This is a genomic window from Actinoalloteichus caeruleus, assembly GCF_049311605.1.
Classification (GTDB): Bacteria; Actinomycetota; Actinomycetes; order Mycobacteriales; family Pseudonocardiaceae; genus Actinoalloteichus_B; species Actinoalloteichus_B caeruleus.
This window is the reverse complement of sequence record NZ_CP186005.1, coordinates 4,335,120-4,350,320: the sequence shown is the minus strand read 5'-3', so window position 1 is coordinate 4,350,320 and position 15,201 is coordinate 4,335,120. Positions and strand designations below refer to the sequence as shown.

Here is a 15,201-nt window from a genome sequence, read left to right as displayed (position 1 = left end):
TCCTTGTCCCGGACGACAGATCAAGGAGGATTCGTGTCTGCCGACGACAGGAAGAGGAAAGAGGGGGCATCGCCTGACGACGCGATGTCGTCGGCAGTGGATACCGCCGTGGCGGGCACTGCGGCGAACGCCCCCACCAAGCCGAAGAAGAAGCGCATCTACCACCACCTCTACTTCTGGGTGCTGATCGCGATCGCCCTCGGCGTCGGAGTCGGGATCGCCTTCCCCGCGCAGGCGTCCGAGATGAAGTGGCTCGCCGACTTCTTCATCAAGCTGGTCAAGGTCGTCATCGCGCCCACCATCTTCTGCACGGTGGTCGTCGGGATCGCCAGCCTCGGCAACCTCGCCAAGGCGGGCGGCCTGGCGCTGAAGACGGTGCTGTACTTCAACATCACCACGGTGTTCGCCCTGGGCATCGGCCTGGTGACCATCAACCTGCTGAGGCCGGGCGCCGGGCTCGACATGGAACTCGACGAGTCGGCCGCCCAGAGCACCCTCGACGCCGCCGCGGCGACCGAGGCGGAGGGCTTCACCTCCTTCCTCCTCAGCATGGTGCCGGACTCGTTCTTCTCCGCGTTCGTCGACGGCCAGCTCATCCAGGTCCTGGTCCTGGCCATCCTCGTCGCGGTCGCGCTGTCCATGCTGGGTACCCGCGCCGAGCCGGTGATCCGCGCGCTCGACACCACCTCGCGGGTGTTCTTCGGCATCATCAAGATCGTGATGTGGGCCGCCCCCATCGGCGCCTTCGGTGGCATGGCCTTCACCATCGGCCGCTACGGCGAGCAGATCCTGGGCAGCCTGGCCTACTTCATGCTCAGCTTCTACCTGACCTGCGTCCTGTTCGTCTTCCTCGTGCTCGGCACGGTCTGCCGCCTGGCCGGCTTCAGCCTCCTCAAGTACATCCGCCTGATCAAGGACGAGCTGCTGATCGTGCTCGGCACCTCCTCCAGCGAGTCGGTGCTGCCCAGGATGCTGGTCAAGCTGGAGGCAGCCGGCGCGAAGAAGTCGGTGGTCGGCCTGACCATCCCCACCGGCTACTCCTTCAACCTCGACGGCACCGCCGTCTACATGACCATGGGCGCGATGTTCATCGCCCAGGCCACCGGCAACGAGGTCTCCGTCTGGACGCAGATCGCGATCCTGCTGTTCATGCTCGTCTCCAGCAACGGTGCCGCCGGCGTCAGCGGTGCTGGCCTGATCACCCTGGCCGCCTCCCTCCAGGCCTTCGACGACGTCATCCCGCTGGTCGGCATCGCACTGATCGTGGGCATCGACCGGTTCATGTCCGAGGGGCGCGCGTTGACCAACCTCACCGGCAACGGCATCGGGACCCTCGCCATCGCCCGCTGGCAGGGTGATCTGGACCGCGAGCGACTCGCGAAGGTGCTCGACAACCCCAAGCTCGTGGACATGGACGAGCTGATGAAGCTCGACGCCGAGGGCGGCCATCGGAGCGAGGAGGGCTCCGGGGCGGCCGACCGGAAGGAGCCGGCCTCGACCAGCGCGTCCTCCTGACGCGCCCGCCGTCGCCGACCCGTGCGGAGCCCTGACGGCCACCCCCGGCGGGCGGGCAGAATGGGGGCCGACCAACACGGGTCGGTGACGGCGATGAGGAGCACGAGTGGACAGCGGGCAACTGCGCGGCGTGGTGGCGCTGGACGGGCCATCCGGCACCGGGAAGTCGACGGTGGCCCGTCAACTGGCGGTCGGCTACACCGCCCGCTACCTGGACACGGGGGCCATGTACCGGGCGGCCACCCTGGCCGTCCTGCGGGCTGAGGCCCCCCTGGACGACCCGGCGGCCGTCACCGAGGTCGTGACGGCGGCCGACCTGCGGGTGGGGACCGACCCGAGCCACCCCACGGTGGCCCTCGACGGCGAGGACGTCAGCGCCGAGATCCGTGGCCCGGAGGTCACCGGCGCCGTCTCCGCGGTGTCCGCGGTGCCCACGGTGCGCACGAGGCTGGTGGGACACCAGCGCTCCCTGATCCGCGAGGCGCTGAGCACCGTCGGTGGCGTCGTCGTGGAGGGCAGGGACATCGGTACCGAGGTCGTCCCCGACGCCGGGTTGAAGGTGTTCCTGACCGCGAGCGTCGAGGTCCGGGCCCGCCGTCGGAGCGTCCAGGACAGCGCCGCGGGGCGGCGGGCCACGCTCACCGCCACCCAGGCCGACGTGGAACGGCGGGACACCCTCGACTCCACGCGCGCCGTCGCTCCGCTGCGGGCCGCCCCGGACGCGGTGGAGGTCGACACCTCTGACCTGGACGTCAGCGGGGTGCTCTCCCGGTTGCGGGAACTGGTGGAACAGCGTGAGCTGCTGGCCGACACCGCCACCGGGGGCACGCGGTGAACCGGCGCCCGTGGCAGCGCTGGTCGGCGCTGGGGGACGGTCCGGGAGACGGGGTGCCGGAGGGCGGCTCGGCCGGCTGGTACCGCGCCGGACGGTGGGTGGGCCGCCTCGGTGGCGGAATCGGCTACCGCATCCTCGTCAACGGTGAGGACCGGTTACCCGCCAGCGGGCCGGTCGTGGTCGTGGCCAACCACACGTCCTTCGCCGATGGCCCCCTGTTGTTCGGTCTCCTCGCCCGCCCGTCGGTGTTCCTCGTCAAGGAGTCGATGTTCCGGGGGCCGCTGGGCGCGCTGCTCCGCAGGCTGGGCCAGCTGCCGGTCCGCCGGGGTCAGACCGATCGGGAGGTGCTGCTGACGGCGGTCCGCCGCCTGCGGGCCGGTGGCGTCGTCGGCGTGTTCCCGGAGGGCACGCGGGGCGCGGGAGCGGTGGACAACGCCCACCACGGCGCCGCGTGGCTCGCGCGGTCGAGCGGCGCGGTCGTGCTGCCGGTCGCCCTGCGCGGAACCCGCCGCGAAGCAGGATCCGGGCGTAGGCCGCGGCCGACCGTGCACGTATTGTTCGGACAGCCCCTAACCTTGCCCGACGCTCGTGGGCGCGCGGGGTTGACCGCCGCCACCGAACGGGTACGCGAGGAACTGGCGGGCCTGGTGCGGGAACTCGACCGCCGGCGACCGCGGCCGCGGGCCGGAGCGGGCGAGGGGGGCACCCCGACAGCAGCAGAGGAGAACGAACGTGACCGGCCTGGACGGTAGCTGGACCGACGAGGCCGACTGGGACCTCTCGGCGGAAGCCGGAGACGAGAGCGCTGACCAGGGGTCAGCGCTGCCGCAACCCGTGCTGGCCGTCGTGGGGCGACCCAATGTCGGCAAGTCCACCCTTGTCAACCGCATCCTCGGGCGACGCGAGGCCGTCGTGCAGGACACGCCGGGTGTGACCCGGGACCGCGTCGCCTACGACGCGCTGTGGAACGGCCGCCGCTTCACCGTCGTCGACACCGGCGGGTGGGAACCGGACGCCAGCGGGCTCCAGGCGGCCGTCGCCGCCCAGGCCGAACTGGCCATGAGCACCGCGGACGCCATCCTCCTGGTGGTGGACGCCACCGTCGGGGCGACGGGGACCGACGACGCCGTGGCCAAGGTGCTGCGGCGCTCCAAGCGGCCCGTGCTGGTGGCGGCGAACAAAGTCGACAGCGAGCGGGCGATGGCCGAGGTCGCGGCCCTGTGGGGGCTCGGACTCGGCGAACCGTTCCCGGTCAGCGCCCTGCACGGCCGGGGATCCGGCGACCTGCTCGACGCGATCCTGGAGGCCCTGCCCACCACCCCCCGGGACACCTTCGGAGGGCAGCCCGGCGGCCCCCGGCGGGTGGCCCTCGTCGGCAAGCCCAACGTGGGCAAGTCGAGCCTGCTCAACCGGCTCGCCGGGGAACAGCGGGTGGTCGTCGACTCGGTCGCCGGGACCACGGTCGACCCGGTCGACGAACTGATCGAGATCGAGGGACGCCCCTGGCGTTTCGTCGACACCGCCGGCCTCCGCAAACGGGTCAACACCGCGAGCGGGACCGAGTACTACGCGTCGCTGCGGACCAAGGCCGCCATCGACGCGGCCGAGGTCGTCATCGTCCTGCTCGACGCCAGCGAACCGGTGACCGAGCAGGACCTGCGGGTCATCACGCAGATCGTGGAGGCGGGCCGAGCCCTGGTGCTCGCGTTCAACAAGTGGGACCTCGTCGACGACGACCGGCGCCACCAGCTGGAGCGCGAGCTGGACCGGGGCCTGGTCCGGGTCCCGTGGGCGGAGCGGCTGAACATCTCCGCCAGGACGGGACGCGCCGTCGGCAAGTTCGCCCCCGTGCTGGACCGGGCGCTGGAGTCCTGGGACACCCGGGTGCCCACCGGCCAGCTCAACGCGTGGTTGAACGAGATCATCGCCGCCACTCCGCCACCCGTTCGAGGTGGCCGGCAGCCCAAGGTCCTCTTCGCCACCCAGGCGCAGACGCGGCCGCCGACGATCGTGCTCTTCACGACGGGTTTCCTGGAGGCCGGCTACCGGCGGTTCCTGGAACGCAAGCTCCGGGAGACCTTCGGGTTCTCCGGAAGCCCCGTTCGGCTGTCGGTTCGGGTGCGGGAGCGCAAGCAGCGCAACAAGGGCTGAGGAGAGGAGTGGCCCGATGGCGTCGGAACCCGGCTCGGCGCTGCGCGCGTTCGCGGAGTGGACCATCCGCGGGTCCCGGCACGACGAGGCCGCTGGCAGGAGGATCGCCGTGTTCTGGCGGTGGAGCACCGCCCTGGTGTCCTGGCTGGCGGCGGCCTTCGCCGTACTGCTCGGGCTGTGGGGCCTGCTCTCGCTGATCTCCCCCAACCTGCCGGTCGCCGACGTCTTCGCCTTCGCCGGTGTGGTCGCGCTGGCCGTCCTGCTGGTGCTGGTCCTGGGGGCCAAGAACCGGGTCGAGGTGCGGGAGCGGGGCCTGCTGGTGGTGAACTCGCTGGTCCGGTACTGGATACCGTGGTCCGAGGTCCGGGCCGTCGACGCGGCGGATGACGTCGCGGTGCGGCTGCGCGACGGCAGCGTGGTCAAACCGACGATCACGGCCTACTCGATGGCCAGCAGCCTGAGCGGCCGACGCCTCCAGAACGCGGTCGCCGAGGCCGCCGAACAGGCCAGGAAGGCGGCCAGAGGCCGTCCCGAGCGGCCGCTCACCCGAACCGTGGACGTGCCGTGGCGGAGTGCGCTGTTCCTCGCGGTGGTGCTCTTCGCCGCGGCCACGACCAGCGTGCTGCTCGCCCCCTGACCGCCCGCCGGGCCGGCGGAGCGCGAGCTCCCTGCCCGAGGGCACCGGAAGCGTGACCTCCGGCCGGGAGCCCTCCCCACGTGGTTCCGGCCCACCGGCCGGCCCGTCGCCGGTTCAGCCCGCGGCCCGAGGCGCGGCGGGTGGGCGCCCGTCGGGTACGGCGGCCGGACCTCGAACCACCAGGCATGGACGGATGCGCCGCGCCGCCGACCGTGCCGGAGGTGGATCAGTACCAGTCCGTGCAGGTCGGCACCTGGCGGGAGAACGCGCAGGCCCGCGCCTCGTCCAGCCCCCACCGGTTGGGCACCATGCCCGTCCACTCGGTCACCCCCGACGTCGCGATGGTGGCCCCGTGCCGCCGCTCCTGGGTGTTCTCCACGCTGATCACGTCTCCGTTGGTCGACCGGGAGACCCGCGTCCACGAGGCGTGGCAGCGGGGGCTGTACCGGTGTTCGAGATACCCGCCGCCGGCGAGGTCCCGCCACCCGTTCTTCGGGGTGTAGGCATCGGAGGCGCACCGGGTGACCAGCGGGTCCTGCCCGAGGCAGTCCTCCTCGGAGCAGGCGGGAGCGGACATCCCGAGGGCACCGGGCGGCGGGTCCACGACGTTGGCCTGGGCGGTGGGGGTGAGCAGGACGGCGACCACGGCGACGGCGATCACGAGTGCCTGGCGGCGGATGCGGAATCGCATGTGGATCCTCCCGACGAGCGGTCCCCACGCGACCACGCGGGGAAGCGGAGCGACTCGATGCGTGTTCCGCCAGCCGGCGCCCAGCGGCGGGCGCGGTGATCCGCCGGCGCGGAGCGTGGACTGGCCGAACCTCGTCACGGATGCGACCGGCGGCTGGGGGAGGACAGCACGAGGTCGGCGCGCCGTTGACCGCTCCCACGGTAGACGGGAGCGGGCTCCCCGACTATCCACCGTTCGGTGTCGTCCCCGCGCTGGGTCGGCGGAACGACGCACTCCGAGGCGCTGGTCAGCGTGACGGGCTCGGTCACCGAGGCCACCAGCGGTCCGCCCGGACCGGGAGGTGGGTGCCGCCCCCGACGGCCGTCCCGCCCCCGTGCTGGGCGAGCGTTCCCCTCGGCAGTCGGGACCCCGCCGCCCCCAACCCCCACCGAACCCGCCAGCGCACCCCGCCGCCCGCGGGCTCCGGCCGACGGCGCTCAGGCCGTCAGGATCGCCTCCCGCACCAGGGCCAGGTCCTCCAGGTTCGCCAGCACTCGCATGGCCCCCGCGTCCCGCAGGTCGGCGACCGAGTAGACGCCGGTCGCCACCCCGACCACCCTGGCTCCGCCCCGCAGCCCCGCGAGCACGTCGTGCGGGGTGTCACCGACCAGCACCGAGGTCTCCTCGGTGGCGGTGCGACCCGTGACCGCCCGGTGGCGGCGGCGGGCGATCCCCACCAGCTCCGCCCGGTCGTGCGCGTCGTCGCCGTAGGCGCCGCTGGCCAGGTCCAGGAGGCCGTCGAGGCCGAAGGCACGCAGTTTCACCTCGGCGACCTCCAGGGTGTTGCCGGTCAGCACGCTCTGGTGGACGCGGGGGTCGGCCGCCAACGACCGCAGGGCCGCCTCCGCCCCGGGCAGCGCCCAGCCGAGTGCCGCGAGTTCCCCCTCCCCCTCCCGGTAGGCGGCGGTGCGCGCGGCGGACAGCCGGGCGACCAGGTCCTCGGTGGGCTCCAGCCCGTGCAGGGCGAGGGTGTCGTGGATGATGTCCAACTCGGTGCGACCGTGCACGTCGGCCAGGGCGCGCAGCGGCCGTCCCACCACCCGCGGGAAGATCCGCTCGTACACCAGCCGGCCGAAGCCCCGGTTCTCGATCAGCGTGTGGTCGATGTCCCACAGGACGAGGCGGGTGTCCTCGGCGGTCGTCATGACCACCAGTCTCGCAGGCCGGTCGGGCTCGCGTCCCCACCCGAGTCGCCCCGCACGGAACATCACGGGTGCTCCGGGACGCCCGTCCCGGCAACCCGCGCGCCGTTCCCGGCCGCGCCCGCCCGGGGCGCTGGCCCCGCTCGGGACGAGGTCACCGCCGCGCCGGCGACGATTCCCGGTGCCGGTCCCCGCCGGTCAGCCCCAGTCAGCGCGGCCGGCGAGGCGCTGGCCGCTCCCACCGGAGGTCGAGCCCGCCACCGTCGGGCGGACGGCCCCGCCTCACGGCCCCGCGGGCAGGGGAGCGTCCTCCGGGGGCGCCTGCTCGGGGATCCGACCCCGGCGCACGGTGAGCAGCCGGGTGATCCCACCACCCTCCTCGGTGAAGTCCCGGACGGCCTCGAAGCCCGCGGCGGCCAGCACGACCAGCGATCGGGTGTTCAGGACGTCGACGGTGGCGTGCAGTTCGGGGAGGCGGCGTACCGCGAAGGCCTGCCGCAGCAGCCCGCCGACGAGCTCCCGGCCCAGACCCCGCCCCCAGACCGCACGGGCGAGCGCGTAGATCAGTTCGTGGCCCTCCGCGCGCGAGCAGGGCTTGAGCTCGGCGTGGCCGACGTGCGCACCGTCGAGCCAGACCGCCCAGACGTCGAACCGGCGAGTCGGGTACACGTCGGTGAGGACGCGGTGGAACAGCGCGCGGTCCGCCGCCTCGGTCTGGAGGCCGTCGCCCACGTACCGAACGACCTCCTCGTCCTGGAAGAGCCGGACGAAGCTCTCCTCGTCCTCCCGCACGTAGGGTTTGAGGAGGAGGCGGTCGGTGCGCACCACGTCCGTCATGACCGCCACCGTAGGCAGGGAGGGGCTCCGCGACCACCGAGTTTCCGGGCGCGCGGCGGGAGGACATGATCGCCGGCGGGAGTGTCCGCCCGTCGGGGGCGTTTTCCGGCCGGTAGCGTGCTGGGTCATGGCGGACATCGAGCAGAGAGTTGTCGCGCTGCGCGCCGAGGCCGAGTCCGGGGACGCCGGGGCCGCGGCCGAACTGGGGCGGCTGCTGTGCGTGCGTCCCGCGCTCTCCGACGCGGACGACGTCGAGGACCTGTGGCCCAGCGAACGGTGGCTGCGGGCCGCGCTGCGGGAACGCCCGGGTGACAGCGTGACCACGAACCTGCTGGCCAGTCGCCTCGTGCAGCAGATCGACGCCATCCACGAGACCGACCTGACCCTGGGGGAGGAGTCGGCGCGGGACGGTGTCGAACGTCGGCGGAGCGAGGCCCTCGCCCTCTACGACCGGGTGCTGGACGTCAACGTCGCCGACCCGGCGGCCTCCGCAGGGCTGGCGGCGTTGCGCGCCGCCGCCAGCGACGAGGAGCCGTCGGCCGACGAGCTGCGCCAGTCCCGCTACAGCTGGTACCTCGTCGAGGTCGACACCGGGAGCGGAGCGGTCAGCTACGTGGAACAACTCGTGGTGACCGACCCCGACGAGCTCAGGTGGGCCTGCGACCGCTTCTTCCACACCTACGGGTCGCTGGCCGGAACCACGCTGATGACCTTCCAGGCCGGTGAGGAGGACGAGCGCATCGAACTGGCCGAGCTGGGCGAGGACGCCCAGCCCCACTGGGACACCGTGCGCATCCCGCCGCTGCGCGGAGAACCGCTCCCGGTGGCGCACCCCGTTCGGGTGGGCAGGATGGTCAGCCACTACGGCTACACGGTGCACGCCTACTTCTGAGCGACGGAGTCCACGGGCGGGTGTGACGACGCGACACTCCTTGGACGGAAGGATATTGAGTCGAGGGCTTCGCCTCCGCTCAACCACAACGGGCCGGCCATTGGGGCTGAGGTGAGCGGTGTTTCGCCATGAACGTTAGCTCGCCTAGCGAGTTTCGCTCATCCTCAGCGCGTGGTGAGGAACCAGTGGTCCACGCGTAATAGGTATTGCGTAGCGTGGCGAAGTGTCAAGAACTGTTCGTATCGTCTTCGCTCTCTTCGGTGATCAGTCCCGCCTCTCCGTACTGAGGGGTGACCTCGGTTGCGGCCCCTCGCCGATAATAGCTCAAAGCGCTGGGGTAAATTCGAGGTTCGGGGTACATGATGGCGCGACCTGGAAGGATGGTAATCTGCCAGTCCTCGGGGAGTGCCGCTGTGGTCAGCCTGAAAACTTGATCGATGGATAGCGTGTCCGAGCTGTCCACTATGCCGCGAAAACTCTTGCTGTGTCCTTTCTTGTCGTAGCGGAACGTGTATGGGATTCTCTTGCTCGCTTCGATCAGTAATTCGCCTACTTCAACTTTCCCTGAGGGTAGCCCAGAGATTTTCCGGTCCACGTCAATGGGGTATAGTGCGTCAAAATGGTTCTCCTTGACCAGGGTTTCGTCGCGCCTTTTTCCTGGGTCTTTGTTTCCAAATCCGTTGTTATTCCAGATGGCCAGTCCATTTTTGCGGTGTGTCTTGATGAGTAGTCTTTCCGGTGCGAGTGCCGAAAAATCTTCGGCGACGTAGAGGCAGGTGAACTTCATGTCCTGTAGGGATATGTTTCGCCGACCTGACACTTTTCGGAGGTGCTGGTGGATCCTGCTGGGAAGCGGTTGGTCGGCCTTGCCGACGTAGACGAGCTCCTCGCGGTGGTAGAGCTGGTAGACGCCTGCTGTCCTCTCGACGCAGTCCAGGTTCTCAGTTGTGAGCGGAGCTGGCGTGAGCTTGTCCAATGATTCGGCGAGCTGGTCCCCGAGTGCCTTCGTGATGCTGAGTCGAAAATCACTGAAGTGAACGCTTCTAGGGGGGCTTGGTGTCACCTTGTCGGTCCCTTCTGCTCTCCTCGCAGTGCGCACCTTACGTGATCCGAGCGACACGATGGGTTGGAAGTTCTGGGCCGGTTCATCCTTCGCAGTAAGGCCGCGGTACGATTTTGGCATGTCTGAGCAGCAAGTACCCGCTGTAGAAGGTGGCCGCTCCAGTGTGGAGCTGTTCGCGGGTGGTGGTGGTCTGGCGATGGGGGTTCATCGCGCGGGGTTCCGGTCTCTGCTGTTCAACGAGTTCGACAAGCGTGCTTGTGAGACCCTCGAGGCGAGCGCGCCGCGCATCCTGGGTTCCGAAGGGGTGCGACGTGTCATGGACACCCGTCCGATTCCTCCCGGGCGTGGGGAGCCGGCTCCGCTCTATCCTGGTGACGTTCGAGATCTCGATTTCAGTGCTTTTAGGGGGCGGGTGGACGTTCTTGCGGGCGGGCCGCCGTGTCAGCCGTTTAGTGCCGGTGGTGCGGCGAAGGGTGACGAGGACAGGCGAAACATGTTTCCCGCCATGTTCAAGGCAGTTCGCGAGATACGCCCCAAGGTCGTAATTTGCGAAAATGTTCGCGGACTGCTGCGGAAGTCCTTTCGTGAATACTTTGAGTACATAAAGCGCGAGCTTTCGTTGCCGGCTGTTGGGCGTGGATCCATCGTTAGATGGGAGGATCATAATGATAGGTTGCGTACGCTGATTGAGGCTGGGGGAGGTGGAGGGCTGGACGAGAAATACGCGGTCCGACATATTCCCGTGAATGCGGCAGACTACGGTGTCCCGCAAATTCGTCATCGTGTTATCATTGTCGCCTTTCGGCGGGATCTTGGCGTCGATGTGGATCGATTTGTTGCGGAGGTGCAGAAGGCTCCGTTTAGTGAAGAGGCCTTGCATCGAACCATGCTCAAGGGGGGATCTTACTGGAAGCGTCACGGTGATGTACCTGGATATGTTCGGGAAGAGGTCATTTCTCGTCTTCCTCGGGGTCTTGAGTCAGAGGACAAGAATGATGAACTTGGTGTACTGCCGTGGAGGACGTTGCGCGACGCTGTGAGAGGCTACGGTACTGGAACTTATCTTCCTTCCCTTCCAGCGATAGACCTGGAAAAGTTGGACAGGAAGACCGAGCAAGGCGGTAGCATCACCGACCATGTGGGGTGGCCCAACGCGCGCATCTACAAGGGGCACACCCCGAACGAGCTGGACCGGCCCGCGAAGACTGTCAAAGCGGGGGTTCACGGTGTTCCGGGAGGAGAGTCGGTCGTTCTCCTGGACGAACGTAAGCAGGAAGTGGGTTCGCCAGACGGGTGGCGCAGGCTACATCGCTACATGACGGTCCGTGAAGCGGCACGCGTCATGACCTTCCCTGACGAGTGGCAGGGGGCGGGACCGCGGGGTGAGAAGATGCGTCAACTCGGCAACGCGGTTCCAGTGGTGCTCGCCGAGTTCATCGCGAACAAGGTAGCTGAGGCTCTTGAAATGGTCGGGCACTAGGCGGTGACGATGAACCTCTCGAGTCGCGCCTGGAAGGCCGCTTGGCCAACGGCGCGAGCCTACAAGCCGCGACGAGGCGTCAAACCTTCCGCTGAGCAGGACCGTGCCGCGGGTGGGCACCATCGGCGGGCTGTCGCACTAGGAGATGGCCGCTTCGCACGGGCGTCGGTCTCCCTCAGGTTGGCGAAGGGGCAGCGACGGATTCGGGCCTATCTTCGCTGGTCGGAGGGCGGAAAGACCGAGGAGCGGTACATCGGCGAGGTAGACCAGGCAACACGGTCTCGAAACCTAGCTGACGCCTGGCGTCTGGCTCTCGATCGAGGTTTGGTTGGTGAAGAGCCGCTCCCACCACAGTCGAAGGCGTCGTCAAGAAGCGCGCGGGCAGTCATGCGAGCGAATCGCAGGCGAGACACCGGCCCCGAGATCGCCCTTCGGTCCCTGCTCCATAAAGCGGGGCTGCGCTACCGAGTGGACGTCTGCCCCTTGGGTACAACTCGGCGTAGAGCCGACATCGTCTTTCCGCGCAAGCGCGTAGCTGTATTCGTGGATGGCTGTTTCTGGCATGGCTGCCCCGAGCACCTTCGGGCAGCTAGGACGAACGCAGATGCGTGGGCGGCGAAACTCGAGGGGAATCGGGTTCGAGACGCCGAAACCAATCGGCTGTTGCGTGACGCCGGTTGGTCTGTCATCAGGGTGTGGGAACACGAGGACCCAGCGGATGCGGCCGAACGGATCAGCCGTGTAGTGCGAGCGGGGGAGACGTTCGAAAGCGACCGGGCATCGGAGTGAGGGCGCACACCAGCTCAAACCAGTCCGCGGTATGGCTACAACTGGGCTCCAACCGTGGACAGTCGTGCCCTGAGTGAGTACCGACAATGTGCGGTGGCGGTGAACCGTATTGGTGGAGCGGGAGTGAATGGCCAGCCCCCATCCTTGAGTGGAGGGGGCTGGCTCACCGCTCAGAAGTTGATCATGTGGCCGGCGAGGCCGTGGACGGCCTCCTTGACGGCCTCACCCAGCGTCGGGTGGGCGTGCACGTTCCGGGCGATCTCGTGCACCGTCAGGTCCCACTGCTGGGCCAGCGTCAGCTCGGGCAGCAGCTCGGTGACGTCCGGGCCGATGAGGTGCGCCCCGAGCAGCTCGCCGTGCGTGGCGTCGCTGAGGATCTTCACGAAGCCACCGGAGTCGCCCAGGCCGTGCGCCTTGCCGTTGGCCATGAACGGGAACTTCGCGACCTTGACGTCGAAGCCCTGTTCCCGGGCCTGCTCCTCGGTCCAGCCGAAACTGGCGATCTGCGGCTGGCAGTAGGTGGCCCTGGGGATCATCCGGTAGTCGAGTTCCATGGTTTCCGCGCCACCGATCGTCTCCGCGGCGATCACACCCATGGATTCGGCGGTGTGGGCCAGCATCAGCTTCGCGGTGACGTCACCGATCGCGAAGATGTGCGGCACGTTGGTCCGGCCCCGGCCGTCGATGTCGATCGCGCCCCGGTCTGTGAGGGCGACACCGGTGTTCTCCAGGCCGTAGCCCTCCACCCGAGGCTGGAAACCGATGGCCTGGAGGACCTTGTCCGCCTCCAGCACCTGCTGCGCGCCGTCCTTGGTGACGGTCACCTTCACCTTCGCGCCGCTGTCGTCGATCGCGTCGACCCGCGTGGAGGTGAGGATGTCGATGCCCAGCTTCTTGTAGCGCTTGTTCAGCTCGGCGGAGACCTCGGCGTCCTCGTTCGGCACCACCCGGTCCAGGAACTCCACGATCGTGACGTGCACGCCGTAGTTGTGCATCACGTACGCGAACTCGACACCGATGGCGCCCGCACCGGCGATGATGATGCTCTCCGGTAGTTCCTCGGTGAGGATCTGCTCCTCGTAGGTCACCACCCGCTCGCTCAGCGACGTGCCGGGGAGCAGCTTGGTGGTGGCGCCGGCCGCGATGATGCAGTGGTCGAAGGTGACCGTCTCGGTGCCGCCGGCCGTGGTGACCTCGATGGTGTTGGCGTCGGTGAAGGAGCCGCGCCCCTGGAACTCGGTGATCTTGTTCTTCTTCATCAGGAAGTGCACGCCCTTGACGCGGCCTTCCGCGACGTTCCGGCTGCGCTTGAACGCCGCCGAGTAGTCGAAGGTCACCTGGCCCTCGGTGCGGATCCCGTAGGTCGAGGCCTCGTGCTGGAACAGGTGCGCCAGCTCCGCGTTGCGCAGGAGCGCCTTCGACGGGATGCACCCGACGTTGAGGCACACGCCGCCCCAGTACTTCTCCTCGATGATCGCGGTGCGCAGACCGAGCTGGGCCGACCGGATCGCGGCCACATAGCCACCCGGGCCGGCGCCCAGGACCACAACGTCAAAGTGCGAGCTCATACCGGGCACCCTATCTAGCGGCGGCAACGGCCTCACGGGGGAGCATCGGGCCCGTCCTGGCTGGTGTGACCCGCCCCACCCACCCGCGGCCAGATGGCGGTTCCGGCCGTTGACCTGCGTCGGGTATGGCGGGCACCCCGTCCGGGGCGGGAAGTTGGACCGGCCGGACGCGGTGGTCCCGGTGGGGGCCTGGCGGGCAGGGCCGCGGGGGTGCGCGGGTGGCTGGGGGTCGCGCACCGTCCCACCTCCTGCCGCCTGTCCGGGACCGCGTCCTCCGCGTCGGCCGGCACATCCGAGCGAACCAGAGCGCCCTCGCGGTGATCAGGGACGTAGGTCCCGTCCTACCGGGGCCTTGGCCATTCCCGCTCCTGCTCCATCCGGAGGGCGGGGCCGCCCGGTCGCGCCCGGACCTCGGCCGTCGGGTGCGTGCCGCGACCACGTCGGGACACGGAGCCGGGTGGTGTGCGCCCCTGCGGCCCCCGGTCGTGGGGGACGTGCCGTTGCCGTCCACGGGCCACCCGGATCGCCGGGGCCGAACACCGCGCGCCGGGGGACTCGGCGGACGGCTCCGGGAGACGCGGTCAACCCCGGTCGAAGGTGGCCGGGGCGTGGAAGGCCGCCCGCCGGGCGGCGCGCCGCAGCACCGCGAGCACGGCGCCGCCGATCAGCGCGATCGCGAGCACGTTGGTCAGCGCACGTCCCGTGTCCCATCCGAAGGTGGAGGTGTAGAGGGTGAAGACCACGAAACGGTGCAGGTTCTCCAGCACCGGGTCGCCCGCGACGAAGGACAGCTGGGTGTCGATGCCGGCGGTGAACGGCCAGAACCACATGTTCATGACGAACCCGAAGAAGTAGGCGGAGAACGCCCCGTACCCGGCGAGCATCACGATCTCCGCCCGCCCCCGGACCCGGCGCGGGAGCAGCCCGGCACCCAGGCCGACCCAGGACGAGGCGAGCATCTGGAAGGGGAGCCACGGCCCCACCCCAGCCGTCAGCAGGGCCGAGGCGAACAGCGAGGTCGACCCGAGGACGAACCCGAAACCCGGCCCGAACACCCGGCCGGCCAGCACCAGCATGAAGAACACCGTCTCGATGCCGGCGGTTCCCGCGCCGAGCGGGCGCAGGGCGGCGTTGATCGCCGACAGCACGCCGAGCATCGCGAGGGCCTTCGAGTCGATGCCCCCGCTCGACAGTTCGGCCAGCACGATGCCGATGAGGACCGGCAGCACCACGACGAAGATCAGGGGAGCGTCGGCGCTGTGGGCCATCGCCTCCGGTTCCGGGGCGGCGAACAGGGGCCAGAAGAACATCGCGAAGCCCGCCAGGGAGGCCAGGGCGAGGACCACGGCGGTGCGCGGCGCGATCCGCACCACCCGGGGCGGTCCGGCCTCGGTCGGTCGCGGGGCGGCGGCGTCGACCGGTCCCTCGCCGGAACCGACCAGGCCGGTGGATCCGCCACCCGTGCGTTCCCGCCGTTCCGCCGCCCGCGCCTCCACTGGCGGCGCGCCGGCGACCTCCTCGTCCCCCGCGCCGGGGGCCGGCTCCTCCTCCCGTGAGGCCGG

The 15,201-nt window shown here is 69.5% G+C and carries 15 protein-coding genes; 8 read left to right on the top strand and 7 right to left on the bottom strand.

What is annotated here, in order from left to right; genetic code table 11:
* The first annotated feature begins 108 nt into the window (after nucleotides 1–108).
* From dctA to ACOJVX_RS17450, 5 genes are all read left to right on the top strand, one after another.
* Nucleotides 109–1,515, top strand: coding sequence for a C4-dicarboxylate transporter DctA (dctA, locus tag ACOJVX_RS17470; protein WP_035274813.1), 1,407 nt, complete (start codon nucleotides 109–111; stop codon nucleotides 1,513–1,515).
* Between the two features lie 106 nt (nucleotides 1,516–1,621).
* A complete protein-coding gene (gene cmk / locus ACOJVX_RS17465) occupies nucleotides 1,622–2,350 on the top strand; it encodes a (d)CMP kinase (RefSeq protein ID WP_026420068.1) in 729 nt (242 codons plus the stop codon).
* Entirely contained in the window at nucleotides 2,347–3,102 is a 756-nt protein-coding gene (locus tag ACOJVX_RS17460; protein ID WP_245588912.1) for a lysophospholipid acyltransferase family protein, read from the top strand. Before cmk ends, ACOJVX_RS17460 begins: the two co-directional genes overlap by 4 nt.
* Complete coding sequence (gene der, locus ACOJVX_RS17455) at nucleotides 3,083–4,501, top strand: ribosome biogenesis GTPase Der (protein WP_026420069.1); 1,419 nt, start codon at nucleotides 3,083–3,085, stop codon at nucleotides 4,499–4,501. The genes ACOJVX_RS17460 and der overlap by 20 nt, the downstream gene beginning before the upstream one ends.
* Before the next feature lie 16 nt (nucleotides 4,502–4,517).
* Nucleotides 4,518–5,138 (top strand): hypothetical protein, encoded by a 621-nt coding sequence (locus ACOJVX_RS17450; protein WP_026420070.1) that lies wholly within the window; start codon nucleotides 4,518–4,520, stop codon nucleotides 5,136–5,138.
* A gap of 226 nt (nucleotides 5,139–5,364) precedes the next feature.
* Here ACOJVX_RS17450 and ACOJVX_RS17445 read toward each other — a convergent pair whose 3' ends face one another.
* The 4 genes from ACOJVX_RS17445 to ACOJVX_RS17430 all read right to left on the bottom strand — a co-directional run bounded on the left by ACOJVX_RS17445 (nucleotide 5,365) and on the right by ACOJVX_RS17430 (nucleotide 7,847).
* The gene (locus ACOJVX_RS17445) at nucleotides 5,365–5,829 is read right to left on the bottom strand and encodes a DUF2690 domain-containing protein (RefSeq protein WP_026420071.1); all 465 of its coding nucleotides are present in this window, start codon (nucleotides 5,827–5,829) and stop codon (nucleotides 5,365–5,367) included.
* A gap of 134 nt (nucleotides 5,830–5,963) precedes the next feature.
* On the bottom strand, nucleotides 5,964–6,137 hold the full coding sequence (locus tag ACOJVX_RS17440; protein ID WP_155886229.1) for a hypothetical protein: 174 nt from the start codon (nucleotides 6,135–6,137) through the stop codon (nucleotides 5,964–5,966).
* Between the two features lie 168 nt (nucleotides 6,138–6,305).
* Nucleotides 6,306–7,013 carry an HAD family hydrolase gene (locus ACOJVX_RS17435; protein ID WP_418153539.1) on the bottom strand — a complete coding sequence of 236 codons (708 nt, stop codon included), beginning with the start codon at nucleotides 7,011–7,013 and terminating at the stop codon, nucleotides 6,306–6,308.
* 279 nt (nucleotides 7,014–7,292) lie between these two features.
* The gene (locus tag ACOJVX_RS17430) at nucleotides 7,293–7,847 is read right to left on the bottom strand and encodes a GNAT family N-acetyltransferase (protein ID WP_026420074.1); all 555 of its coding nucleotides are present in this window, start codon (nucleotides 7,845–7,847) and stop codon (nucleotides 7,293–7,295) included.
* A gap of 127 nt (nucleotides 7,848–7,974) precedes the next feature.
* Between ACOJVX_RS17430 and ACOJVX_RS17425 the strand changes: the two genes are divergently transcribed.
* Nucleotides 7,975–8,739, top strand: a complete 765-nt coding sequence (locus ACOJVX_RS17425; protein WP_026420075.1) for a hypothetical protein — start codon at nucleotides 7,975–7,977, stop codon at nucleotides 8,737–8,739.
* 226 nt (nucleotides 8,740–8,965) lie between these two features.
* Here the strand turns inward: ACOJVX_RS17425 and ACOJVX_RS17420 are convergent, their stop codons facing one another.
* Nucleotides 8,966–9,838, bottom strand: coding sequence for an Eco29kI family restriction endonuclease (locus ACOJVX_RS17420; RefSeq protein WP_211257290.1), 873 nt, complete (start codon nucleotides 9,836–9,838; stop codon nucleotides 8,966–8,968).
* An 82-nt stretch (nucleotides 9,839–9,920) separates the two neighbouring features.
* Here ACOJVX_RS17420 and ACOJVX_RS17415 point away from each other — a divergent pair, with 82 nt between their 5' ends.
* Nucleotides 9,921–11,282, top strand: coding sequence for a DNA cytosine methyltransferase (locus tag ACOJVX_RS17415; protein ID WP_418153542.1), 1,362 nt, complete (start codon nucleotides 9,921–9,923; stop codon nucleotides 11,280–11,282).
* Between the two features lie 9 nt (nucleotides 11,283–11,291).
* Complete coding sequence (locus ACOJVX_RS17410) at nucleotides 11,292–12,071, top strand: very short patch repair endonuclease (protein WP_081715650.1); 780 nt, start codon at nucleotides 11,292–11,294, stop codon at nucleotides 12,069–12,071.
* Nucleotides 12,072–12,241: 170 nt separating this feature from the next.
* On the opposite strand, the gene lpdA is transcribed toward ACOJVX_RS17410, so the two are convergent.
* Together lpdA and ACOJVX_RS17400 are read right to left on the bottom strand one after the other, a co-directional pair.
* Nucleotides 12,242–13,639 (bottom strand): dihydrolipoyl dehydrogenase, encoded by a 1,398-nt coding sequence (gene lpdA / locus ACOJVX_RS17405; protein ID WP_026420077.1) that lies wholly within the window; start codon nucleotides 13,637–13,639, stop codon nucleotides 12,242–12,244.
* Nucleotides 13,640–14,220: 581 nt separating this feature from the next.
* The gene (locus tag ACOJVX_RS17400) at nucleotides 14,221–15,012 is read right to left on the bottom strand and encodes an ECF transporter S component (RefSeq protein WP_051314266.1); all 792 of its coding nucleotides are present in this window, start codon (nucleotides 15,010–15,012) and stop codon (nucleotides 14,221–14,223) included.
* Nucleotides 15,013–15,201: the final 189 nt, after the last annotated feature.